At 66.9% G+C, this 23,128-nt stretch carries 24 protein-coding genes, 1 tRNA gene and 1 pseudogene; 13 read left to right on the top strand and 13 right to left on the bottom strand.

Annotation, left to right across the window (positions count from 1 at the left end; all coding sequences use genetic code 11):
• The first annotated feature begins 101 nt into the window (after positions 1-101).
• Positions 102-2,369, top strand: coding sequence for a (Fe-S)-binding protein (locus ACZ3IC_RS15775; protein WP_467416510.1), 2,268 nt, complete (start codon positions 102-104; stop codon positions 2,367-2,369).
• A gap of 241 nt (positions 2,370-2,610) precedes the next feature.
• The gene (locus ACZ3IC_RS15780; protein WP_467416512.1) at positions 2,611-3,561 is read left to right on the top strand and encodes a Yip1 family protein; all 951 of its coding nucleotides are present in this window, start codon (positions 2,611-2,613) and stop codon (positions 3,559-3,561) included.
• An 83-nt stretch (positions 3,562-3,644) separates the two neighbouring features.
• On the opposite strand, the gene ACZ3IC_RS15785 is transcribed toward ACZ3IC_RS15780, so the two are convergent.
• The 3 genes from ACZ3IC_RS15785 to dcd all read right to left on the bottom strand — a co-directional run bounded on the left by ACZ3IC_RS15785 (position 3,645) and on the right by dcd (position 5,595).
• The gene (locus tag ACZ3IC_RS15785) at positions 3,645-4,307 is read right to left on the bottom strand and encodes a DUF2690 domain-containing protein (RefSeq protein WP_467416514.1); all 663 of its coding nucleotides are present in this window, start codon (positions 4,305-4,307) and stop codon (positions 3,645-3,647) included.
• Between the two features lie 205 nt (positions 4,308-4,512).
• Positions 4,513-5,013 carry a phosphoribosyltransferase gene (locus ACZ3IC_RS15790; RefSeq protein WP_467416516.1) on the bottom strand — a complete coding sequence of 167 codons (501 nt, stop codon included), beginning with the start codon at positions 5,011-5,013 and terminating at the stop codon, positions 4,513-4,515.
• A gap of 6 nt (positions 5,014-5,019) precedes the next feature.
• On the bottom strand, positions 5,020-5,595 hold the full coding sequence (gene dcd, locus ACZ3IC_RS15795) for a dCTP deaminase (RefSeq protein ID WP_467416518.1): 576 nt from the start codon (positions 5,593-5,595) through the stop codon (positions 5,020-5,022).
• Between the two features lie 482 nt (positions 5,596-6,077).
• On the opposite strand from dcd, the gene ACZ3IC_RS15800 reads away from it, so the two are divergent.
• Positions 6,078-6,151: transfer RNA gene (locus ACZ3IC_RS15800), tRNA-Gly, on the top strand.
• A 91-nt stretch (positions 6,152-6,242) separates the two neighbouring features.
• On the opposite strand, the gene ACZ3IC_RS15805 is transcribed toward ACZ3IC_RS15800, so the two are convergent.
• The 4 genes from ACZ3IC_RS15805 to ACZ3IC_RS15820 form a co-directional block, all read right to left on the bottom strand.
• Positions 6,243-6,416, bottom strand: a complete 174-nt coding sequence (locus ACZ3IC_RS15805) for a VapC50 family PIN domain-containing toxin (RefSeq protein WP_467416519.1) — start codon at positions 6,414-6,416, stop codon at positions 6,243-6,245.
• Positions 6,371-6,817 carry a PIN domain-containing protein gene (locus tag ACZ3IC_RS15810; RefSeq protein WP_467416521.1) on the bottom strand — a complete coding sequence of 149 codons (447 nt, stop codon included), beginning with the start codon at positions 6,815-6,817 and terminating at the stop codon, positions 6,371-6,373. Before ACZ3IC_RS15810 ends, ACZ3IC_RS15805 begins: the two co-directional genes overlap by 46 nt.
• Positions 6,818-6,862: 45 nt before the next feature.
• Entirely contained in the window at positions 6,863-7,312 is a 450-nt protein-coding gene (locus ACZ3IC_RS15815; protein ID WP_467416523.1) for a helix-turn-helix domain-containing protein, read from the bottom strand.
• A 475-nt stretch (positions 7,313-7,787) separates the two neighbouring features.
• Entirely contained in the window at positions 7,788-8,078 is a 291-nt protein-coding gene (locus ACZ3IC_RS15820) for a hypothetical protein (protein WP_467416525.1), read from the bottom strand.
• A gap of 383 nt (positions 8,079-8,461) precedes the next feature.
• On the opposite strand from ACZ3IC_RS15820, the gene ACZ3IC_RS15825 reads away from it, so the two are divergent.
• Complete coding sequence (locus tag ACZ3IC_RS15825; RefSeq protein WP_467416526.1) at positions 8,462-8,605, top strand: hypothetical protein; 144 nt, start codon at positions 8,462-8,464, stop codon at positions 8,603-8,605.
• 227 nt (positions 8,606-8,832) lie between these two features.
• Here the strand turns inward: ACZ3IC_RS15825 and ACZ3IC_RS15830 are convergent, their stop codons facing one another.
• Positions 8,833-10,854, bottom strand: a complete 2,022-nt coding sequence (locus tag ACZ3IC_RS15830) for a TerD family protein (protein ID WP_467416717.1) — start codon at positions 10,852-10,854, stop codon at positions 8,833-8,835.
• A gap of 83 nt (positions 10,855-10,937) precedes the next feature.
• Between ACZ3IC_RS15830 and ACZ3IC_RS15835 the strand changes: the two genes are divergently transcribed.
• On the top strand, positions 10,938-11,420 hold the full coding sequence (locus ACZ3IC_RS15835; RefSeq protein WP_467416528.1) for a hypothetical protein: 483 nt from the start codon (positions 10,938-10,940) through the stop codon (positions 11,418-11,420).
• 930 nt (positions 11,421-12,350) lie between these two features.
• A complete protein-coding gene (locus tag ACZ3IC_RS15840) occupies positions 12,351-13,409 on the top strand; it encodes a serine hydrolase domain-containing protein (RefSeq protein WP_467416529.1) in 1,059 nt (352 codons plus the stop codon).
• Positions 13,410-13,580: 171 nt separating this feature from the next.
• Here ACZ3IC_RS15840 and ACZ3IC_RS15845 read toward each other — a convergent pair.
• Both ACZ3IC_RS15845 and ACZ3IC_RS15850 read right to left on the bottom strand, forming a co-directional pair.
• Positions 13,581-13,861, bottom strand: a pseudogene (locus ACZ3IC_RS15845) (PRC-barrel domain-containing protein); the annotation flags it as partial.
• Between the two features lie 12 nt (positions 13,862-13,873).
• Positions 13,874-14,368: a DUF5994 family protein gene (locus ACZ3IC_RS15850; protein WP_467416531.1), complete on the bottom strand. Its 495-nt coding sequence runs from the start codon at positions 14,366-14,368 to the stop codon at positions 13,874-13,876.
• A gap of 294 nt (positions 14,369-14,662) precedes the next feature.
• On the opposite strand from ACZ3IC_RS15850, the gene ACZ3IC_RS15855 reads away from it, so the two are divergent.
• The 6 genes from ACZ3IC_RS15855 to ACZ3IC_RS15880 all read left to right on the top strand — a co-directional run bounded on the left by ACZ3IC_RS15855 (position 14,663) and on the right by ACZ3IC_RS15880 (position 17,417).
• Positions 14,663-15,259: a DUF5994 family protein gene (locus ACZ3IC_RS15855; protein ID WP_467416534.1), complete on the top strand. Its 597-nt coding sequence runs from the start codon at positions 14,663-14,665 to the stop codon at positions 15,257-15,259.
• The gene (locus ACZ3IC_RS15860; protein ID WP_467416536.1) at positions 15,247-15,450 is read left to right on the top strand and encodes a hypothetical protein; all 204 of its coding nucleotides are present in this window, start codon (positions 15,247-15,249) and stop codon (positions 15,448-15,450) included. Before ACZ3IC_RS15855 ends, ACZ3IC_RS15860 begins: the two co-directional genes overlap by 13 nt.
• Positions 15,451-15,553: 103 nt before the next feature.
• The gene (locus tag ACZ3IC_RS15865) at positions 15,554-15,820 is read left to right on the top strand and encodes a hypothetical protein (protein WP_467416538.1); all 267 of its coding nucleotides are present in this window, start codon (positions 15,554-15,556) and stop codon (positions 15,818-15,820) included.
• 38 nt (positions 15,821-15,858) lie between these two features.
• Positions 15,859-16,128, top strand: coding sequence for a hypothetical protein (locus ACZ3IC_RS15870; RefSeq protein WP_467416541.1), 270 nt, complete (start codon positions 15,859-15,861; stop codon positions 16,126-16,128).
• A 642-nt stretch (positions 16,129-16,770) separates the two neighbouring features.
• Complete coding sequence (locus ACZ3IC_RS15875; RefSeq protein ID WP_356004234.1) at positions 16,771-17,019, top strand: type II toxin-antitoxin system CcdA family antitoxin; 249 nt, start codon at positions 16,771-16,773, stop codon at positions 17,017-17,019.
• Positions 17,016-17,417 (top strand): DNA-binding protein, encoded by a 402-nt coding sequence (locus ACZ3IC_RS15880; RefSeq protein ID WP_467416544.1) that lies wholly within the window; start codon positions 17,016-17,018, stop codon positions 17,415-17,417. Before ACZ3IC_RS15875 ends, ACZ3IC_RS15880 begins: the two co-directional genes overlap by 4 nt.
• A gap of 173 nt (positions 17,418-17,590) precedes the next feature.
• On the opposite strand, the gene ACZ3IC_RS15885 is transcribed toward ACZ3IC_RS15880, so the two are convergent.
• Together ACZ3IC_RS15885 and ACZ3IC_RS15890 are read right to left on the bottom strand one after the other, a co-directional pair.
• Entirely contained in the window at positions 17,591-18,286 is a 696-nt protein-coding gene (locus ACZ3IC_RS15885; RefSeq protein WP_467416547.1) for an NUDIX domain-containing protein, read from the bottom strand.
• 30 nt (positions 18,287-18,316) lie between these two features.
• Positions 18,317-18,694, bottom strand: a complete 378-nt coding sequence (locus ACZ3IC_RS15890) for an SDR family oxidoreductase (RefSeq protein ID WP_467416548.1) — start codon at positions 18,692-18,694, stop codon at positions 18,317-18,319.
• A gap of 380 nt (positions 18,695-19,074) precedes the next feature.
• On the opposite strand from ACZ3IC_RS15890, the gene ACZ3IC_RS15895 reads away from it, so the two are divergent.
• The gene (locus ACZ3IC_RS15895; protein ID WP_467416550.1) at positions 19,075-20,358 is read left to right on the top strand and encodes an LAETG motif-containing sortase-dependent surface protein; all 1,284 of its coding nucleotides are present in this window, start codon (positions 19,075-19,077) and stop codon (positions 20,356-20,358) included.
• A gap of 341 nt (positions 20,359-20,699) precedes the next feature.
• On the opposite strand, the gene ACZ3IC_RS15900 is transcribed toward ACZ3IC_RS15895, so the two are convergent.
• Positions 20,700-23,111, bottom strand: coding sequence for a PA14 domain-containing protein (locus ACZ3IC_RS15900; protein ID WP_467416551.1), 2,412 nt, complete (start codon positions 23,109-23,111; stop codon positions 20,700-20,702).
• Positions 23,112-23,128: the final 17 nt, after the last annotated feature.

Consider the following 23,128-nt stretch of genomic DNA (forward strand, 5'->3'; position numbering starts at 1 on the left):
TGGATAGTGTCAGCACAGACTGATTAAGTTACTGCTTAGTAATCGCCAGTATTCGCTTGTAGACGCTGGATCCCACCCTCGCAGGCCCGAGGAGCCCCCAAATGCAACTCGCCGCGATCATCGTGTCGCTGGTGCTGACTGTGGTCGGCGTTGCGCTCATCGCCCGAGCCGTCGCGCAGATCTACCGGTCCGTCACGCTCGGACAGCCGGTCCCGGCAGGCAGCCGCACCGACAACCCGAAACAGCGCACGATCACCCTGGTCAAGGAGTTCCTCGGCCATACCCGGATGAACCGGTGGGGGATCGTCGGCTTCGCGCACTGGTTCGTCGCCATCGGCTTCCTGACGCTGCCGCCGACGCTGCTCCAGGCGTACGGGCAGCTCTTCGAGGCCGACTGGGTCCTGCCGATCATCGGCGACTGGACGCCGTTCGAGATGTTCACCGAGTTCATCGGTCTGATGACGACGGTCGGCATCCTCGTGCTGATCGCCATCCGGCTGCTGAACCTGCCGTCCCGGGCCGGCCGAAAGTCCCGTTTCGCGGGCTCCAAGGCCTGGCAGGCGTACTTCGTCGAGTACGTCATCCTCATCATCGGTCTGGCGATCCTGACCCTGCGCGGCCTCGAGGGCGCGATCCACCACGTCGAGGGCTACGAGGCCGCGTACTTCGTCTCGTACCCCCTGGTCCTCGCGTTCAAGGACCTCGATCCGGGCACGCTTCAGAACCTCATCTACTTCACCGCGATGATCAAGATCGCCGTCTCGATGATCTGGATGATCATGGTCGCGCTGAACACCAACATGGGTGTCGCCTGGCACCGCTTCCTCGCCTTCCCCAACATCTGGTTCAAGCGGAACGCGGACGGCGCGGTCGCGCTCGGCGCACTGCAGCCGATGACGTCGGGCGGCAAGGAGATCGACTTCGAGGACCCGGGCGAGGACGACGTCTTCGGTGTCTCGCAGGTCGAGCAGTTCTCCTGGAAGGGCATCCTCGACTTCTCCACGTGTACGGAGTGCGGTCGCTGCCAGTCGCAGTGCCCGGCCTGGAACACGGGCAAGCCGCTCTCCCCGAAGCTCCTGATCATGTCCCTGCGCGACCACGCGCACGCCAAGGCCCCGTATCTGCTGGCCGGTGGCGGCAAGGACATGGAGGGCAACGAGAAGGCATCCGCGGAGCAGCTGAAGGACGTCCCGGCCGCGGCTCTCGCGGAGGCCGAGCGCCCGCTGATCGGCACGGTCGAGGAGAACGGGGTCATCGACCCGGACGTGCTGTGGTCCTGCACCACGTGCGGCGCGTGCGTGGAGCAGTGCCCGGTCGACATCGAGCACGTCGACCACATCGTCGACATGCGCCGCTACCAGGTGATGATCGAGTCCGCGTTCCCGTCCGAGGCGGGCACGATGCTCAAGAACCTGGAGAAGAAGGGCAACCCCTGGGGGCTCGCCAAGAAGCAGCGGGTGGAGTGGACCAAGGAGGTCGACTTCGAGGTCCCGATCGTCGGCAAGGACGTCGAGGACCTTTCCGAGATCGACTACCTGTACTGGGTCGGCTGCGCGGGAGCTCTCGAAGACCGCGCCAAGAAGACCACAAAGGCCTTCGCGGAGCTCCTCCACATCGCGGGCGTCAAGTTCGCGATCATGGGCGGCGACGAGAAGTGCACGGGAGACTCGGCCCGCCGCTTGGGCAACGAGCCGCTGTTCCAGCAGCTCGGCCAGGAGAACGTCGCGATGCTGAACATGGCGTTCGGCGAGGATGACGACGAGCCGGAGACGAAGAAGCCGAAGGCGTCGAAGAAGATCGTCGCGACCTGCCCGCACTGCTTCAACACCATCGCGAACGAGTACCCGCAACTCGGCGGCGAGTACGAGGTCATCCACCACACCCAGCTGCTCCAGCACCTCATCGACGAGGGCAAGCTGATCCCGGTGACCCCGGTCGAGGGCCTGATCACGTACCACGACCCGTGCTACCTGGGCCGTCACAACAAGATCTACACCCCGCCGCGCGAGATCATCGCGAAGGTCCCGGGCCTCAGGAACGAGGAGATGCACCGCCACAAGGAGCGCGGCTTCTGCTGCGGCGCCGGCGGTGCCCGGATGTGGATGGAGGAGCGGATCGGCAAGCGCATCAACAACGAGCGCGTCGACGAGGCCCTCTCCCTCAACCCGGACATCGTCTCCACCGCCTGCCCGTTCTGCCTGGTCATGCTGACCGACTCGGTCAACGGCAAGAAGAACGACGGCAAGGCCAAGGAGTCCGTCCAGGTCGTCGACGTATCGCAGCTGCTGCTGGACTCCGTCAAGACTCCGGCCGACCCGGCCGGCGAGGCGGAGCCGGCAGACGCACCGGAGCCGGAGCCGGTGAAGTAGCTCAGGCTGTCGTGCGACAGAAGCGGCCGGACCTGCCTCGGGGGCAGGACCGGCCGCTTCTGCTTTCCGTACGGACGCTTTCCCGGACGGACGCTTGCCCGCACGGACGCTTTCCCATACGGACGCGCATGGGGTCACCCCCCCAGGGTTCCCCCAGGGGATGTCACAGCTCGGCCGCAATGGCGGGCAGGTTCCCCAGGCCCTATCACCGCGCCCGCGCGGACCAGGTACGTTCGATGACGTGGCTGGATTCAGGATCGGACGCGGCCGGGACAACCGCACCCCGCAGCAAGCGCAACAGCAACCGCGGCAGCAGCCGTACGGCACACAGGCACCACCGCCGTACGCGCAGCAGCCATGGCCGCCGACAGGAGGCAACGGCGCCCCGCCCCCGTACAACAACGGCAGGCACAACGGCGCCGGGCACAGCAGCGGCTACGGCAACGGTGGCGGCTACAACGGCGGTGGCCACGGCGAGCCGGAGTACTTCGGCGACTCGTACCAGCAGCCCCACCACCCGCACGGCTCCCCCCAGCAGGGCGACCCGTACGCCAACTCTCCCGGCCACACCCAGGCATTCAGCATCGGCGAGGACCCGTACGGCGACGGCAACACCTACCGCGCCGGCCAGGCCCCCGCCCAGCCTGCGGGCCCGCGGCTGCCATGGAAGGACCTGCTCACCGGCATCGTGCTGCGCCCGGGACCGACGTTCTGGCAGATGCGCGACTACCCGGTCTGGGGCCCGGCGCTCATCGTCACCTTCGTGTACGGCCTGCTCGCCCTCTTCGGCTTCGACCAGGCCCGGGACGACGCGATCCACGCGACGATCTCCGCAGCGCTCCCCTACGTCGTCATCACGGGCATCGGCTTCGTCATCGGCGGCCTGGTCCTGGGCGCGGTCACCCACACGCTCGCCCGCCAGCTCGGCGGCGACGGCTCCTGGCAGCCGACCGTGGGCCTCTCCATGCTGATCATGTCGATGACGGACGCTCCCCGCCTGATATTCGCGCTCTTCCTCGGCGGCGAGAACTCTCTGGTCCAGGTCCTCGGCTGGATCACCTGGCTGGCCTCGGCCGCACTCTTCACCTCCATGGTGAGCAAGTCGCACGACCTACCGTGGCCGAAGGCGCTGGGCGCATCCGCGATCCAGCTGATCGCGCTGCTGTCGATCACCAAGCTGGGCACGATCTGACGACCCTGCGCAAGCACATACAGGACGGCCTCGGCACCGGACGAAGGTACCGAGGCCGTCCTGTACGTACGAACACCGGCCGCTCAGCGGACGTCCGCCGCAGCCGATGTCGCCGGTAGGGCCGAGGGAAGAGACGTCCGGTCCGCCCCGACACGGAGGGTGTATCCCTTCGGGATCTCCTCATCCGGCTTCCCGCGCACCGCGACCGCCGTCGCCTGGGCGGAGAAGTCCTTCTCGACGGCAAGCATCGGCGTGTATTTGGTCTGCCCCGTGCGCACAGCCGCAGCCTGCCGCCGGGAGGGCGTGGTATTGATCGCCACCGTGTCACCCGGCTGGGCACCGGTCAGTTTGCCCCACACTGTTTCGCACCGCGCGCTGTACCGGATCTCCAGGTGCATCGTGCCCGCCCAGACCTCCCGCAGCGTCCGCGCGCCGACACCGCACCCGGTCTTCTCGGGATCCAAGCCCACGCACGCCGCTCCCGCGCAGGAGGGCGCGGGAGCGGCGTTGCGCGTCGCAGGGCCCGACGGCCGGACAGCGCCAGAGGTGGAGCCGGAGCCCTCCGAGCCTCCGCCGTCGCCCTCGAACGCCGAGGTGAGGACCACGGACGCGATCGCGCCGACGACGGTCACGACCAGCGCGCCGATCAGCGTCTCGGGCCCATGCCGCCCGGCCCAGCCGCGCCGACGGGACGTTGAGGAGTCCCCCGCCCCGTCGGGTGATGGAGTGCCGTTCCCGCCTTCCATCTCTCCCCCAGTTCCGCCATACAACATGGCGTGTCCATCTACCTGGAAGAAGAGTGTTCCCCGTGCGACGCCACGCGTACCCCGAACGGGCGGGGAACGTCGAAGCCGAACCGGTGGGGATGAGGGAGATCCCTCTCTCCGCACGGGAGCGCACCCAGGACGGGGATACCCGCCCCGACCCCCCTGTCACCGACGACCGTCGCCCTCAGGCGTCGAGAACCTGACCGCCGCGCCGTACGACCGGCTTGTCCACGCTCCACGGAAAGTTGATCCAGCGATCGGTCTTCTTCCACACGTACTCGCACTTCACGAGCGAATGCGGCTTCTCGTAGATGACCGCGCTGCGCACCTCGGCGACATGATCGATACAGAAATCCCGCACCAGCTTCAGCGTCTTCCCGGTATCGGCGACGTCGTCGGCGATCAGCACCTTCTTGTCCGAGAAGTCGATGACATTCGGAACGGGCGCCAGCATGACCGGCATTTCCAAGGTGGTACCCACCCCGGTATAGAACTCCACATTCACCAAATGAATGTTCTTGCAGTCCAGGGCATAAGCGAGCCCGCCGGCGACGAATACCCCGCCCCGCGCGATGCTCAGTACGACATCGGGCTCGAACCCGTCGTCGGCCACGGTCTGCGCCAGCTCACGAACGGCATGACCGAACCCCTCGTACGTCAGGTTCTCCCGCACATCACCGCTCATCCGGCATCACACCTGGGTTCGATGAAAATTCATGAACGAACGCGACGCGGTAGGCCCGCGCTGGCCCTGATACCGCGACCCGTACCGCTCGGAGCCGTACGGAAACTCCGAAGGCGAGCTCAGCCGGAACATGCACAGCTGCCCGATCTTCATCCCCGGCCACAGCTTTATCGGCAACGTCGCGAGATTCGACAGCTCCAGGGTCACGTGCCCGGAAAAACCGGGGTCGATGAACCCGGCGGTCGAATGCGTCACAAGACCGAGCCGCCCCAGCGAACTCTTGCCCTCCAGCCGCGACGCGAGATCGTCGGGCAGCGAGATGACCTCGTACGTCGAAGCAAGCACGAACTCACCGGGGTGCAGGATGAACGCCTCGTCCCCGTCCGGCTCGACCATGCGCGTCAGATCGGCCTGCTCGACGGCTGGATCGATATGTGGATAGCGGTGGTTCTCGAACACCCGGAAGTAGCGGTCGAGCCGCACATCGATGCTCGAGGGCTGCACCATCGACGTGTCGAATGGATCAATGCGTACACGTCCGGCGTCGATCTCGGCCCGGATGTCCTTATCTGAGAGAAGCACGCCCCGAGGATACGCAGAACGCGCGGGCCCGCCCCAATCCGGGACCGCCCCGCGCGCCTGTCACCGCTCCTGCCGCTCCTACCGCTCCTCGAACACCACAGGCACGGCATGCCGCAGCCGCGCACAACGAGGACAGCGAATAAGCCGCCCGGGACCGATCCTCCCGGACCCGAGCTGCTGCATCGGGAACGAAGCGGTAGCGAAAACGTGCCCTTCGGCACAGCGGACGACGGTGCGCTCCATGGAGTCCATCAAGTCCCTTCCCCAACAAGCCTTGAACGAGCGAGAAAGCCACATTAGGGGATGAACAGGACGCCACTCCAGGCGGCACTCCGACCACCCACGCTACGCCCCCAACTCCCGCCCACGGCACCCGCATCCACTCTCCCGCACAACAAAAAAGACCCCACGGCTCAAACGCCGGGGACCTGGCATGGGGTAGAGTGTCGAACGATGCGTAGCCGATCAAATGGTTGCGCTTCGCGGGTGTAGTTTAATGGTAGAACATGAGCTTCCCAAGCTCAGAGCGCGAGTTCGATTCTCGTCACCCGCTCCAGCAGAAAGCCCCAGGCCAACGGCCAGGGGCTTCTTTTCCGTCTGGTCCGCATCAGGGGTTCGGCACCACCTTCGCACCACCAGCCCTCGCGTCACCTCATTCGGTGCCCGAGGTGTCCTGTCAGCAGGTCAGCGAAGACGGGTAGGCCGGCCTTCGCGAGACGGGCGACGGCATCAGCGAGGGTGACTGGCGGGTTGCGCTTCTCTCCGACAAGTCTGACTACCGTCTCCGCGACCTCGTGCGGCAACTCCTTGTACGCCCGCACAGGTACGAATCCGGGTCGATCACTCGCACTCCGCGCTCGGCCAAATCACCGGAAGGGAAGTCGGCAACGTTCCACGTGATCAGGGCGTCGGCACCGGCCGCCACCGCTGCCGCCGAGTGATGCCGGTCATCGGGGTCATCACCCGGCATTTCATCCACGAGGTGCCCGTATACCGCGGTCTCGATCTCGCAGTCGGGGAAGAAACGCCGGACGGCTTGGGCGACTGCGGCAGCCGACTTCGCCGAACGCTTTCCCTCCCGGACGATGACCCGCTCCCACTCCGCGAGCAGCCGTTCGGACCACACGATCTCGTGGATAGCATCCTCGGTGAGGGCCAGCATCACGTCCATGACCGAGAACGGAAACAGGACGTTGGTGTCCACAAAGACCCGCGCTGCCACGCTTCCCCTCTTTCTTCGCTTCGACGGCCACCCGTGATGCCCGGATCAAGAGGCCGGATCGGCACCCTCCAAGACATCTGCGATCTGGCGCCGGCCTTCTCGGCGTCGTTCACGCTGCCGCTGGAACACCAGCACGTCCGCAAGGCGGACCACCCGGTGGCTACTGCCCGGCAGGTTCGTCGAAGGGATGTCGCCGGCATCAAGCAAGCGTGCGACGAACGGCCGAGACAGACCCAGAAGCTCAGCAGTCTCAGCGGGCGACAGCTGCGTCTCGGACGCCAGGACCGTCACCGCATGCCCACGGGCAAGCTCACCGGCCGAGGTCAGAAGCAGGCGGACCAGCTCCCCAGGCAGCACGAGCTCGCTGCCATCCCGGGTACGCACCAACACCTCGACCACCTCCGGCGCCATCCGAGCAGTCGCCGCGAGCGCACCCTGGTGCGAGGGATTCGGCTCCACCTTCTCGGCACGGGCAAGAACGCTGGAACGAGCCATGGCCGCCTCCAATCACTGACCCCGCCTACGTACCATCTGAAATAACTGTAACCTTGGGGTCCGGCGCGGGCAACCCCAGGGCAGACGGGATCTGCCGCGTCCCGCCCGAGCGACTTGCCCTGCTCACCGATCTGCAGGCCAACGGCCCGTGGCGGCCCTCCGAACGGATACGTGAGCAGCACAGGCAAAGCTGACGCCCACGCCACCGGGCATCCCGGCGAACCACGCCAGCGCGCTGGGCAACGCACACCCCCTGCCAACACCTCCCCTGTCACTGCGCAAGAGGCCGTGCCACAACGTGCCAGTAGGAGCGGTAAACAGCGATCACCAAAGGAACCGACGTAGCAGTCAGGGCCTGACCATCGGGACGCATTTCAGCAGGCCAGAGCCCATATGTAAGGTCAAGGGCCGGGTGATTCCCAAGCTCAGAGCGCGAGTTCGATTCTCGTCACCCGCTCTTCCACGAGGCCCCAGGTCAGCGACCTGGGGCCTCGTCGTTGCCCAGACTTCTCCAGGCATCGCGGACCAGCGCACCACCTGGCTCCTTGTTCTCGTAGGCTCGGGCGAGTACCCCTACCGTGGCGGCCATGGCCTGGCGGAGTTCGGCTGGTGCAACGACCTCGACATCCCCACCGAGCTCTTCCGTATGGCGATCACAGCCCTTGACCCCATCGGCAAGGCTGGACCGGGCGCACCAATACTGGTCACCTGCACTGAGCGCAGGCGTGCGCGCATTCTCCTCGGAAACCACCTCGCCGACATGCAAGCCCCACCCCCTCGCACGGGGCGAGATCCTGCCGGGTGTCGAGCGGGAACAGACAGCAGCACCTCAGGTACTCCGGCTCGGACCGACCGGTCGCTCGCTGATCTGACTCCGAACCGGCGCCTCAGGAGAGACGGTCGAGGGCCCCTGCGGCAAGGCCGCCCCCACATCGAGAAGGCCGTGCCACAACGTGCCAGTAAGAACGGTAAACAGCGGTCAGCAGGAGCTTTTACCAACCCTCACCTGCCACGCTTGCGACAGAAATTTCCGCAGCCAGGCCCAGTCACTGACGGGCGCTTCTCGCCGACCCCGGGCTCGCCCATGCCCTGCTCGACAATAACGAGACGCTGCGGACCGGTGGAGCCACACCGAACTCGAAGAACTCGGTGTGGCTCCACGCCCGCGACTCCTTCGACCTCACCGACCTCCAAGGCTGCCTGGGCGGAGCCGGGATCGACGACACTGAATTCGCCGCTTACGCGCTCGATGACAACCCGATCGCCGAACAGCGACAGCAGACACAGGCATAGGCGGACGACTCCACCGAACGGCTCCAGGACTGGAAGACCCGCTTGGGAACTGATCAACTACGTTGTCTGTGAAAGCTGGTGGTTGCGATGCGCATCCTCGATGCGGCCGGCCCGCCATCTCGCACGCACCAAACCTCGGTGGAGGAACGAACTTCTGCGAGCTATGCCGACTCGCGTTCAAACCGGGCTCCGGTCGCTGGCGGCGAGTGGAGTCGTGGAGCCGGTGTTCAGCGGGTAGCCGTGCTCTCGCCGGCTTGGGTACGACGCGACCCTCGACCATCCAGATGGGCAACGACTTGGGCGTGGAAACGGTCGACGGCCTCGTCGACGCTACGAATGAAACCGGACTCGGCGTTACCGCGACCACTGCCCATGCTCTTGAAGAGGGATAGACGAAAGCCGGTGATTTGCGCACTGTCTTTCGGGAGGATGTCGGCCGGCTCGGGGCGTAGCCGTTCCAGTGTGCCCCGCGGACCCGCTCCCTCTCCTTCGATAAGTGTTTCGATGTGCAGATCTGCTGGAGCTGTTGCCAGCTGACGGATCAGTCTCTTTGCCCAGGTGAGGGGATACCCCTGCTCGGGTGCCCCCACCTCGACCGAAGTGCGCAGCTTCCCCGTACGCAGATCCGCTGTGATGCCGAGGACTCCGGGTGTGCCCTCGATGCGCAGTTCGGCGTGCAGCCGCCCTTCTGAACAGAGCTCGTCGGCCAATGCAGCACGGCGCGTACGCGGCTCAGTTCCGCGTTTGGCTCGCTGGACAGGCAGTACTTTCTGGCCGAGTTCACCGCCCAGTCGCAGGCAGACCTGTCGGACCAGTCGTTCCCAGCTCTCGATGACTTCCATGGCGCGCGGGTCGCCCTGGCACAGGGTCTCGTCGTCAATTCCGTTGCGCACCGGCACCCATGCCGAGCCCATGTTCTGGAATCCGTGACAGCCCGAGTTGTCGTGCTGGAGGTAGTGCAGCAGTTCCTGCAACAGCCACGCGTGGGCAGCGTTACCCACACCCTCGTGACGGATCAGCATCTGTGCCTGATGCGCCACTTCGGCCCAGGACAGGTGCCAAAGGGCGACTTTGTGCTTGCGCCGCCCGTCGACCTTGATGTCGACCAGCGGGCTACCCTCCAGAGCCACATCGTTGGACAAGGTAATCACGGCCTCATAGCCACGCCGGGCGGCGATGTCCATGTATGCCTGTACCTGATCCGGCTTGAGTGAGTTGCCGTTCGTCTTCGTCTCGACCAGCGCAGTCCACAGCTTGCCGGCTCGCTCGACACGGATAACACCGTCCGGGCGTCTGGGGGAGTCACCGTGCGGAAGTGAGACCTCCGTGAACGTCTCCATACGCCCGGCCGGTGCTCCGAACGCGGCAGTGAGACGGCGGCCGAACTCCGGCACCTGAGCCATCACGGACAGCAAGACCGATGTGGCTCGCATTTCGCGCTCCCGATCGCTCTTGAGAGTCGAAACGGGGAAGAGCCTGGCCGACCTCCAGGCGTCGTTCTCGGCGAGGGATTTCTTCGTGGCTTTGGGAAGTGTGATCTTCTTCTTGGCCGTACGCGGTCGTGGGGCCGGTTTCGTCCCGGCCGCCGACGCCTCCGCTACATCCTCGGACGGCCTAGGTGCCGGCACCGAGTGCGACGCGGGGAGAGCGGACGGCATCTGCGGTTCGGCAGTCTTCTGCTCCGGCTCGGGCTCCCCCGCCGCTTCTTCTTCGGCGTCATCGATATCGACTCCGAAGTCCGTTGCCAGGCCCGCCAGGCCGGACTCGTAACCCTGGCCGACGGCTCGGAACTTCCATTCCCCGGAACGCCGATAGAGCTCACCGAAGATGAAAGCACTTACCGCACCGGCGTCCTCAATGGAGAACTGAACCAGGCTCTCGCCGGAACCATCGGCGAGCGTCAGGCTAAGGTCGTTCAGGTCCCCGAACCGGGCGCCGCCGTACCGGCTCGCCGCAACGACGACCTGCTCAATCTCCGGCCGGACCGCGTCCAGATCGAAGCTGATTCGGTCCTCGTCGCCATCAGCGGTAGGCGTCTTACCAAGGAGCTGCACGCTCCCGTCGCAGGCGACTGGGTTGTTGTAGAAGTAGAAATCGGCGTCACTACGCACCTTGCCGTTGCCGTCCAGCAAGAGCACGGATACATCCGCGTCACCCTCCCCAGTGGCACTACTCCAGCCCAGGCTCACCATTACGGAGCTGACGTCTTCGCTCAGTGCCGCCAAGGTGACATTGGCGCCTTTAACCATCTTGTGCACGTGGCCCCCCAGATGCAGAGCCGCTTCGGAAAGCGCCCCGGCAGCCCAACATGACACTGTGTGGCGCGTCACACATGTGGTGTAACGGAACCTTAGCCGCCGCGTGTGGAATTCGTGACGAAATACGAGAAGTAGAGTTCCTCGCGGTCCCACACGATGCCAGCGGACCATGTCCAGCGCGGATCGCCTACGAAGGCGAGCACGGCAACTCGTTCTCCGCGGAGCACAAGCTGCGGATCGTCGCCGACTACGACGCCTCCCCGGCCGGGGAGAAGGGCGCGATCCTGCGGCGTGAGCGGCTGTACCACTCGCACGTGATCGAGTGGCGCCATGCCCGTGACGCCAGCGCCCTGGATGCGCTGACCGACCAGCGGACCTCTCCGGTTCGACCGAAGAAGGCAGCCGAGCAGGCCGAGCTGGAACGGCTGCGCAAGAAGGTCGCCCATCTGGAGAAGGACCTGGCCCGCCGCCCGCCTAGCCCCGTGCAGGAGCGACTTGCCCCGCTTCCCAGCTCTGCTGCGCGCCAGCCTGACGAGGCCCTCAGAACGGATACGTGACGGGCGGCACGCCAAGCTGACGCCCGCACGACTGGGCATCCTGCCGAGCCCCACCACCGAGCCGGGTAACGCAATTCCCCTCCCGACCGACGTCTCCCCCGACGCCGCACGGGAAGCCGTGCCACAGCATGCCAGTAGGCGCGGTAAACAGCGGTCACCAAAGGCGCTGCCGAAGCAGTCAGGACGAGGTCATCGGCGCGCGTTCCCACAGGTCAGAGGCTACACACGGGACCAAGCACCGTTGATTCCCAAGCCCAGAGCGCGAGTTCGATTCTCGTCACCCGCTCCATGACGAAGGACCTGGTCAATCACCCGGGCCTTTCTTGTTGTCCGGCCCAACCTCCGGCTAGATGCCATGATCACGCCATGATGAGTGAGCGGCTTCCCGCAGGCTGGACCCTTGCAGAGGTCCGCGATGCCTCCGGAGACCAAAGAGCAGTGCTGCTCGACGTAGATCGTGCGGCAGTGTGGCGAGGCGGGCCAGCCGACGGTGAGGAAAATTCAGCCGGAGATCGTGATCGGGTTTCACAGCCTCTGCTTGCTGAAGCCGATCGATGACGAGGACTGGTACATGGGCAGCCTCAACGACGACGGAACCATCGACTGCTGGATCGCATACGCGGACTTCCACGAGGCATTGAGGGGGCTGTAGCCCTGGATTCGGTACCAGGCGACGAGGGTCGTGCGCACAGGTGGCAGCGACCGCTGTAACAGCATCTACCTCAAAGACGGTCGCCGTGCCCCATCCGTGCCCTTCAGAGCGGAGAACAGCGGTCACGTACGGCTCCCAGGGACCACAGCCCACCACCCAAGCAGCTCTCCACACGCTCGGACATCAAGTGCTCAGTTAGGCCGCCACATCGAACCATCGGCTGCTGCGGCGGCGTCAATACTCTGGGCAATGGAGACCCCACGGCGAAAAGGGAGACCATGATCGACCGCATTCAAGCTCTGCTGGACGAAGGAGTCCGGGACAAGATCTACCCCGGTGCGGTCTGGGCCGTGGGGGACTCCACCGGCATCCGCGCCAGCGGCACTACGGGCGTCCTCGACCCGGACGAACCGGAACACCGAATGCAGCTGGACACCGTGTTCGACGCCGCCAGCCTGACCAAGATCCTCGCCGTCTGGTCCTCAATCGGCACGCTCTGGGAGGACGGCCACCTCGACCTCGACGCCCGCCTCGGCACCTACTGGCCCGAGGTCACCGACCACGACCTCGGACAGGTCACAGCACGCCAGTTGCTGACCCACACCGCCGGCGTCCCCCTCCGAGCCCAGCTGAAGAACCAGTACGGCACGGACCACGACGACATCCGCAGGGGCGTACTGCGCGAACCACTCCACCGACCCCCGGGCGAAGCCGTCGAGTACACCGACCGCGCAGCCCTGATCCTCGGCTTCCTCGCCGAACACCTCTCGGGCATGCCCCTGGACCAACTCGCCACCGCGCGAACCTGGCAACCCCTCGGCATGAACACCACTCGCTTCGGCCCACTAACCGCCGAACTCGCCGCCCGGTGTGCCCCCACCGAGCTGGACCAGGACACCGACACCCACCTCAAAGGCGTCGCCCACGACTTCTCCGCCCGCCTGCTGGGAGGGGTCTGCGGCATCGCCGGCGCCTTCACCGTCCTCGAAGACCTGGCGGCCTTCCTGCGCCACATGCTGGACCCCGCGGCAGCCAACTCCACCGTCGGCTTCGGACCTGGCTGGACCGCCCAGTCGCTCACCATCCAGACCGGCGACCTCGAACCCGCCCGCGGCCTGTTCTGGCACCCGGCGCCGGGTACGAGCGACGCCGACGACGCCTGGGTCCACTACGGGTTCACCGGCACCGGCATGTGGATCTCCCCGGTCGCCAACCGGTGGGCCGTGCTCCTCACCAACAAGCTCTACTACACACGCGACAGACAGCCCCTGGCCGAAGTTCGCAACGTGTTTCGCGAGCTGGTATTCACGAAGATCGAGGCGCTTTCCTCGGATTAGTCCCCCAACCTGTCCGGTACTGCAGCGCGATCGGCTACCCAAGCGAGCCCCCGCCCAAGCAACACGCGGGCTTCCGTCGTTCGCATGCCCCAACTCGCATGAACGCCCTCGGCGTGCACCTGCAGTTCGCTGAGCACGCCTGGAGCGCGGTGCCGGGATTGCTCCCGGTCCGTGCCGGAAGACCGCCTCCTCGTCCCCAACCGGAAGTACGTCGTCGGTGCCGATCGAAGGGCGCTGCTTCACCGGTGCCTTGTCATGGGCGACCTTCACATAACCCGGGCCCACCGTCGCACCGTCCAGAGGAACGAACACCAGACGGGGCGGGTGGGCAAGCCGACCCGGATCGCGGCCATGGCCGACTCGTCAGTACTGGTGTCGACGTAGATCGCCTCCAGCTCGCCGATCCTGCGGCCCCGGGTGTCCACCACGTCGTCGGTCCCCCACTCACGGATCCACCATTCCGATCATCCCGACTCCTCGCGCTCGGTCGCCGGTTCGGGAAGCGTGGCGACAAGGATGTCGGCAGCCTGGGTGACGTTGTCGGTGTCGACCGCACGGGCCATGGCGTCTCGTGCCGCGTCGGGTGTCGTGTCCGGCGGCACCACCAAGAGGGCGAAGTGGTCATTGTCGCCGCGTGTGATGAGGGCGGTGTCGTCGCCGACGGGAAAGGAGTCCAGGTGCACGACCCGGTCGTCGACGACCACACGAGTCGGGACACCCTCCCAGGCGGCGGTGTCCAGGCCGACCCTCGTGATGGGGCCGAGGTGCGCGGTGAGCACCTCGATCAGGGCGGGCAGCTCGGCCGTGACGTCCCGGGAGCGGGGCCACCAGGCACCGTCGAGGATGCCTTCGCGGAAGTGCGTCGTCTGCAGCCGGAGCAGTGCCGTGCCGGGTTTCACCGCCCGATGGATCTCGTCCGGAAGGAGTTTCCGGGGGGTGGGGGTGTCAGATTCGGCCATGGTGGTCCGCCTGCCTGCGCGGGGCCGCCGACACCTCATGGCCGGCGAGATACCGCCCAGGTCTCACGGTACTCCGCGAGCCTGCCCACGAGACTCCGCGTGCCTGCCCACGAGCATCAGCCGAGCGGTGTTCCCGGTCGGAAATCACCTGGCCAGAACGGCTCGCCCGGCCGCGGCGAGGAGTAGGCTCAAAGTACCGGGAGTAACTCGAACACCCGCTCCCACGCGGACGTCGTTTCCGGCGATCAAGACACTGGGCCGTCCTGCAGGGCGGCCCGGAGACGGGTCCGCATCATGACCACGACCGTCGAACGCAGAGTGGCACGGGCGCTTGTTCCCCCACTCCCGACGCGCATTTCCTTCACTCCGAAGACCACCCTCGCCGGCCAGTTGGACGGTGCCTGGTGGCCCTACTCGCGCGACCTGATCACCGAGCTTCCGTCCCTGGTCGAAGCGCTGGAAGGGCGTTGGGGACGCATCACGCGCGCCATGGTGAATCCCACCCGCTGGCCCGTCGTCCCGCACAAGGTTCCCGTCACCGGGCACACCGTGCATGTGGGCTGGTTCACCGAACAGGATCCCGACAAGATGATCCTGCTCTCCTACACCGCAGGCCGCTGTGACCTGCTGGTGATCCCGCCCGAGACCGAGCCCGCCGCAGCCGCCCGGCTGATGACCGCTGCCGCCGTCCCCGGCAGCGTCCTCACCGCCGGTGTGCTGATGTCCGAAGAAGCCGCGATCGGCCGCCGTATGCGCGACGCCCGAAGCAGCCAGGACGCCTGGGAGACCGATGGCGGGTCCACCCTGCCGCCCCTCCGGCATCCGGTCGTCGGCGCGCGGATGATCCCCCCTGCCGGGGAACACGCGGAGATGACGACATGGAGACCTTGATCACGCTCGCGGCAGGCGCCCTCCTGATCGCGCTCGGCATGCGCCTGATCCACCGGCTCAACGCCCAGCACGACGCACGCATCGCGGTCTACCACTTCAGCGATCCCTTCCCGGCCCTCAGTCGGCCACCCGGCCACCACAGCTCGACAGGGCAGGCCTCCAGCCACAGGCTCACGGGCATCTGGCCCTGACCTCAGACCACTTCTCCGAACGAAGGCCGCGGGTGGGGCGCCCGGCACCCGGGACAACCCACCCGTCGGCCTCTCGTTTCGCCGCCCCGAAGGGAACACCGTCTTGTACCCCGTCGACAACGAGCCCCTGCCGCAGGCAGGACACGCCGAGATCCGGATCGTCGCCGCCACTCCCGAATCCGCCCGCGCGGTCGCCGAAGTAATCCGCCGCTGCTTCGCCGGAACGGAACAGCGCAGCTACCCCGCCCCCGGGGGCGGCACCCGGCTCCACCTCACCGTGGACACCGAATCCGCCGCAGGACCCGCCCTCTCCTGGCTCACCACCAGCAGACCGTCCGCGCACACCGGCACCCACGGCAACGAAGTCTGAGAAGCACCGGACCTTCACATGCACGAAAGGACTCGATCATGGCGACCCTCCGCGAGCGGCAGATCTACCGCGAGCGGGTCCTGACCGCCCTTTACGAAGCCACCGAAGGCAACCGTCTCCTCGGAGTCCCTGGGCGGAAGCTGCGGAACGACCTGCGCATCCCGGAGGAAGACCTGGCCGCCGCCTGCACGTACCTCGCCGGCGAGGGCCTGATCACTGTCGACTGGGAACCGGGCAACACACCCGCGATGGTCTCCCTGACCCACCAGGGAATCCGCCGCATGGAGGCCGAAGAAGAACGCGACTGAGCCGGACTGTCCAAGGGTCGAGCCGTCCACCGCTCAGCCCGGCACGTACGGCCTGCACGGGCCCCCTGCGCGCACACGAACGAGGGGGACGGTGCCTGCCCGATGGCCCGCTCTCCCCTCCCGGTCCGTCCGGCCCGCAGTCGTACAATTGAACTTGGATCGAGCACTCTCACGTGTGACGATCCGGAAGGGCGGCCCCGGCGGAGTGAATGCGCTGGGGCCGTTGCGACGACGGCCGCCATGAGGCCCACACGCCCGCATGTCGCCGCCCGGCGCTGGTGATGCACCTCGCGCGCGAGGTTCCGGTCCGAGGACGCGGTCGAGAAAGGCGATGGTGTCGCCCTGCCGGACCGCAGCCCAGAACTGGTTCGTGCACTTCCGGCATGGACGGCCCTGACAATCGGAGCGGGCTCCCGCTACGGGGTCGCGCCAGGGCTCAGTTGGGCCCTTGGCCTTCCAGTGTGCGCCGCTGGACCAGCCGTGAAATGTCCTTCTCGCGGTAACGATCCCCACCAGATGGCCCCCGTCCACGACAAGAATGCGCGGTGAAGACCTTCCCCAGTACCTGTGAAGTCTCGCGGGACCTGTGAAGTCTCGCGGGCCGGCCCACCACTTTCGCGCATACTCCAGTATGCTTGCCGCATGTCCTCCACGACTCGTATCACCGTCACCCTGCCCAGCGACCAGGTGGCGGAGCTCCGCAAGCTCACGGACAACGTTTCCGGCTATGTGGCGGAAGCGGTGGCCCGCCAGATTCGGCACCAGCTGCTGGGCGACGACCTACGACGCCATGAAGAAGAACACGGAAACTTCAGCGACGAGGAACTAGCGGAGGCCCGGTCGAAGATCTTCGGTGCCGCCAGCACCTCCAAGGACGCGGACGCCGCATGAGTGAGCGCATCGAGACCGTTGTCCTTGACTCGGAAGGGCTTTCGGCCTGGATCGCGCAGGACCGCAAATTCCTCGCGATGCTGCAGGTGTTCCACGAGATGGGTGCCGACCTTGTCATCGGGGCGAACACCATCGTGGAGGCCAGCGACTCTCGCACCAACATTCCGCGCCTCAACTGGACGCTGTCGCGGATCAAGGTGGAACCGGTCACGGAGCAGGCGGCAAAGGCCGCTGCAGAGCTCCTCAAAGGAGCCGGACTGCACGGCCACAAGTACGCCATCGACGCCACCGTGGCCGAAGTGGCACTTCGCCGGCCAGGGCCGGTCGCGCTGCTGACGTCCGACAGCGACGACATGACAAAGCTCTGCGGTAGTCACGTCCGGATCATTTCCCTCTGACTCACCGCCGTCCTTCGCGAAGATGCGCCTCGGCGCCTCCATCTTTGGTGCGCGCCGTGGTGGACGCGCACAGCGCCCCGGTGCTCGTGCCCCATCCGTGCCCAGCCGAGCGGTCAACAGCGGTAAACAGGGGCGCCGAGAGACCACGCCAAAAGCACCTCCAGAGCGACGTTTCACCAGGTCAGAGCAAGTTCGACCTCCGCAAGCACCGGTGATTCCCAAGCTCGGAGCGCGAGTTCGATTCTCGTCACCCACACGAAAGCCCCAGGCCAGAGGCCCGGGGCTTTGTTGTTGTCCGGCTCCGGATCAGGTACCGCGTGCCCGATCCGTGCCGGACGCCCGGTCAATGGAGCGGTGCCCGGAATGCCCCACCGTAGAGTTCGTCGAGACCGATGAGCAACACACCGTCTTCGACTCGTGCTCCACGCGACACCTCGCTTCGCAACGAGTCGCTGAAGCCGGCTGCGCTGAAACAGGCGAGCTGACATCGGCTGGTGTCCATGCCTCGCGCGGTAAGGACTTCTCTCGCCCGAGCCAGCCGCTCCAGGTGGCTCCCGCCCCCGCAAGGGTGCGGTACTCGCCAGCAATCCGTCCATGACGGACATCGCCGAGCCGCACAGAAGAAGCCGCATCCGGCTCTCCTGACGCTCGTCGTCGGACTCCATCGTGTGGAGGAGGCAGATGATGTCGGCCTTCCCCGCGATCTCCTCGTTGATCTCCCGGTGGAGGGCGGCCTCCCGGGACTCGTCGCTGGCCTCGACGCCGCCGCCGGGCAGTACCCAGTACTCGGGGATGTCGGGCTTGGTGCGACGAATGACCAGCATCGTGTCGTCAGCGGTGACAAGGACGGCGCGGACTCGTTCGATCATGTCGGTCTGTCTCCTTGCTTGTTGGCGGTCTCAGTGCAGCAGCCAGCCGCCGTTGACGTGGACGGATTGCCCAGTGATGAACGACGCGGAGGGGCCCACGAGAAACGTCACCAGGGCCGCGACATCCTCAGGCCGGGCACGGCGAGGGACGCACTGGCGTTTGATCTGGTCCTCCGGGCGCGCACGGTGCTGGGCGGGGATCGCGTTCTCGGCCTCGACCTGGATGGCGCCGGGCATGACCGTGTTCACGCAGACCCCGTACGGGCCCAGTTCGTGGGCGAGGGAGCGGGTCAGGCCCAGCAGCCCGGCCTTCGCAGTGCTGTACGCGACGAGGTTCGTCCGGCCAGCGCGGGCGTTGACGCTGCCGATGTTCAGCGCCTTCCACGCGCAGCCGAGCGCTGTTCGCATCCCGTCTCGTGATGGCGGCGTAAGCCCTGACGTCCGCAGCAGAGACGTTGCCCCTCTTCCGCTCCTCGTCCTGGGGGAAGCGCAGCACGGTCACCGGTACACCGAATCGTTCAGCGATGGCCACCGGGCGGGCGGCGCCAGGGCGCGCGGAACACCGCACCCAGGGGCCTATGACATTGATCACAGCGAAAGTGCAGGCGGCGAACACAACTGCACCCTTTTGCCTTTTCTGTCGGTCACGGTGCTGTGGTATTGGCCGGAACAGGTGAAGAACTCGTAGTGACTGACCGTTGGCCCGGCCATACGATCCCCCCAAGTCGCATCTGCGTGCCCCCTCCCGCCGCGACTCCTTCTTCTTTTTCGGACACCGAAGGGCTCTTGTGAAGATTCGCCCGATTCTTGCCACAGCTGTTGCCGCCGCAGTGACCATGCCTGCTCTCCTGCTGTCGGTCACCCCCGCGTTCGCCGACGACAAGCCGGCAGCCCAGACGCAGGACAAGAAGCAGAACAAGCCGTCCATCGCGGAGCTGGAAAAGGCCGCCGCCGCCGCGAAGGCGACGTACGACGCCGCCGTAGAGGCGGAGAGTGCCGCCAAGGCTGCTCTGGAAGCCACCCTGTCCGACACCAATCCTCTGGCCGTGGCCGCCAAGGCCGCCGAGGCCGCGGCGGCGGAGGCCGCCGCCGCGAAGGTGGACGCCGACCAGGCGGTCATCGACGCCCAGGCCGTGGTCGACGCACTCCCGGAGACGGCCACCGAGGAGGAGAAGGCCGCCGCCGCGGCCAAGCTCACCGAAGCGAAGGCCGACGCCGAGACCGCCAAGGAGACCAAGGCCGCCGCCGATGCCGCGCTCGTGGAGGCCCTGGACGCGCGGGACGACGAGCGGGTCGCCGCGGTCCGGACGCTGGATCAGGCGCAGAAGGCCACCAAGGCGGCCCTCGCTGACAAGACCGCCGCCGACGAGGCGCTGGCCAAGGCGAAGGAGGAGGGTGGCGAGGACGGTGAGGACTGCGTCCCGGAGGCCAGGCTCACCACGGTCGTCACGGGCCTGCCGTCCACCGTCGTCGCCGGCACGAAGGTCGACTTCAAACTCCGGGTGACCAACGGCACCGACAAGACGATGGACGAGGTACTTCCGTTCGCCTACGTCCACGCGACCGACCGGAGCGGGCTCAAGAGCATCGATGACCTGGTGCACCTGCAGTGGTCCTCCGCCTCGTCCTCGAAGTGGAAGACCGTCGACAACAAGCACTACATGGACGCCATCAGCCCGCTGAAGGCCGGTGCCCACGCCGACATCAAGATGCGCCTCAAGATCGACGCCTCGGCCCCCGCAGGCAACGGCGTCACCTTCGTCGCCGGTGACTACTTCAATGACAACGGCACCTGCGGCGGAAACCCGGACCTCGAAGGCTACGAGTTCCTGATCGCCGCCGCGGGCAGCAAGCCCGACAAGGTCGACGACGCCAAGCCCAGCACCACCAAGCCGAACACCTCGGACGTCAAGACACAGAGCAGCGCGTCCCGTCCGGTGAGCGGCAGCCTCGCGGCCACGGGCTCGTCCTCCGCGATGCCGCAGCTTGCCCTCGCGAGCGGCGCGGCCGTGGCGATCGGCGGGGGCGCGGTGTTCCTCGTACGCCGTCGCAAGGCCGGCACCCACGCCTGACCCGCGTGGGGGTGGGGTGCCGGCCGGGCACCCCACCCCCACGCGCCGGACGTCCAACGGGCGGTGACCACCAGGCCGAAGACAAGGTCGCTGAGATCAGCGGGTCTCAACTGGAGGTCACGGGCGACATCGGTCAGCGATGCGCCCTCGGCCCACCTTTGGTGTGCGCCGTGGTGGACGTGCACAGCGCCCCGGTGCTCGTGCCCCATCCGTGCCCAGCCGAGCGGTCAACAGCGGAGTGGCGGCCGCCCAAGCGGAAGCAGCAATCGGACTGACGCTCAGGGGCGTATGAGGAGGGGCCCGGAGAATTCTCCGGGCCCCTCCTCATGTCTCACCTCCGGTCAGAGCCAGGAGCCCCAGATGCCGTACGCCGTCGATCGGGTCACGGCCTCGGCGCCCGAGGCGTCCAGGCGTACGACGCGGTAGTAGTACAGGCCGAGCCGGTCCTCGTGCACCGCGGTGTCCATGTAGAACGCGGCGTCACCCATCGTGCCCTCGGCCAGGGTGACGTAGGCGGCCGTGGCGGGGTCCCAGCGCTCCACGCGGTAGCTCGCGAACCGGGAGCAGTCCCCGAGGCCGGAGCTCTCGGAGCAGCCGACATACAGCTCCGGGTACTGGTCCTGACGGACCTCGGTCTCCGTCCAGCCCGGCGGTCGGTTGTCGGGCAGGATGACCGAGACCTCGGCGGGGTGGAGGACGTCGAGTGGCTCGTCGTCGTGCAGAAGCCGGCCGTCCGTGGCGGCCACCTTGTAGACGTGGGTGGCGCCGTCGGGGACTGTCGGACAGAGGATCTCGGTCCTGGCCAGAGAGCTGCCGGTCCAGCAGTTCTCCTTCCAGACCGTCTCGCCGCTGTCCGGGTCGGTGATGCCCTGCCACACGTGGTAGCCGGTGACATCGGCGTCGGCGGGCGGCGTCCAGGTCAGCCGGACGCCGAGCGGGACGCGTTCCGCAGTCAGGTTCTGCACCGGGGCGGGACGCTCGGTGTCCGGGGTGGTCTCCGTGGCGGCCGGGCCGGGCTGCGAGACATGCCCGTACAGGTCGGTCGTCACGACTCGGTACTCGTACGCCGTCTCCGACTTGCCCTGAACGTCCCAGCAGGTGCCGTTGACCTGCTTGCGGGCGGACCAGGGGGCGTTGTCGTCCGCCCAGGTCCAGTACGTGTCCGGGTCCTCCAGCGGCTCGTCCCACGGGGTGAACGGCTTGCACTTGTCCACGATGCTGGTCTCGCCGGTCACGGTGTCGGTGCGGACAATCTTGTACGTGGGAAGGGGCCCTTCGTCGACGGTCCACGGGTCGACGCTGCTCCACTCGACCATCACGCCCTCATCGAACCTGTGGGCGGTGGTCTTGAACGCCGGGATCGCTTCCGGCCGGTCGGCCATCTTCAGCGTGATCTCCACCGGCGCGGCGGCGTTGCCCTTGGCGTCCACCGCGCGCACCGCGTACCGGTAGCTGTCGGCGACGGCGGCCACCTGGCGCGGCACCACGTCGGTCTGCGTGGTGGTGCTGTTCTCGGGCCGGGCGTCGCCATAGTCGCCGGTCGCCGGGTCGTACTGGAGGACCTGGTACGAGGCGGCCCCGGTGACGGGTGACCACACCAGATGCGGAACGCCCGACCGATACTCGACGCGGAGCTGCGTGACGGCGGCCGGCGGGGTCAGGTCGGGGGTGGTGAACGTCGTGGCGGCCGAGTACGCCGACCAGTTCCCGGCGGCGTCCCGGGCCCGGCCCCGGTAGGTGACCTTGCTGCCGTCGGCCGGATAGCCGGCGTCGCAGACCGCGCCCTTGGCGCCGGAGTAGACGGTGCTCCAGCGGTTCGTGGCGGCGTCGAGCCGCTGCATCTCGTACCAGGCGATGTCGGCGGCGTTCTCCGCGGTGGTGACCAGCTGCGGGGCCGCGTAGGGCTGGTCGTGCGGGCACGCGTCCCACTCGACGAACGGCGCGGCGGGCGGCGTCTTGTCCACTGTGGTGACGAGCTGGTCGGCGCTGCCGCCGGAGACGTTGCCCGCCTTGTCGACGGCCCGCACCTCGTAGTAATAAGCCGCGCCGGTTTTCAGCAGGGTGCTGTCGGTGTACGACGTGGCGGTGGTCGTCGCGAGCGGCTTGCTGCCGTACGACGAGCCTTTCAGCCGCCGGTAGACCCGGTAGTTCGCGAGGTCCATCTCCCTGCTCCTGGACCAGGTGAACTTGGCCGCACCAGTGGCGGTGTTGTAGGAGACGACCGCGCCCGTCGGGGTGAGCGGCTTGACCTTGTCAACGTCGACGGAGGTGCGCGGCGTGTAGGCGAACTTGACGTTCGCGGTGCCCGTCCAGTTGACGAAGTCGACGCGGATCGTGTGCTTGCCGCTGGGGATCGTCACGTTGACCGTCTTCTTGACGGTGGTGGAGACGTTCTTCCACAGGTCGATCTTGCGGACACCGTCGAGGTAGACCCGTATGCCGTCCTGGGCGGACGCCGTGAACGTGAAGGGGCCGCCGGAGCCGAAGTCGCGCGTCACCGACCAGCGCACACCGAAATTGTTGGACGGTACGCCAGAGGCGGGTGCGCCCGTGCCCCAGTTCTGGTCGATCGCTGAGTCGCAGTCCGTCTTCTTGGGCGTGCCCGAGAACGTCGTGTTCGCAAAGAACTGCCGTTTGAAGACGGGGGAGGTGCAGCTCACCACCGCGGAGGCGGGTACGGCCGTGGCGTGGAGCACTCCGCCTGCCGTGGCCAGAACCAAGGCGGTGGCGGCGGTGCGTCTGGCTGGGTTCATCAAGTCCTTCAGTCCTG

It is taken from the genome of Streptomyces sp. NPDC002958, assembly GCF_055563255.1.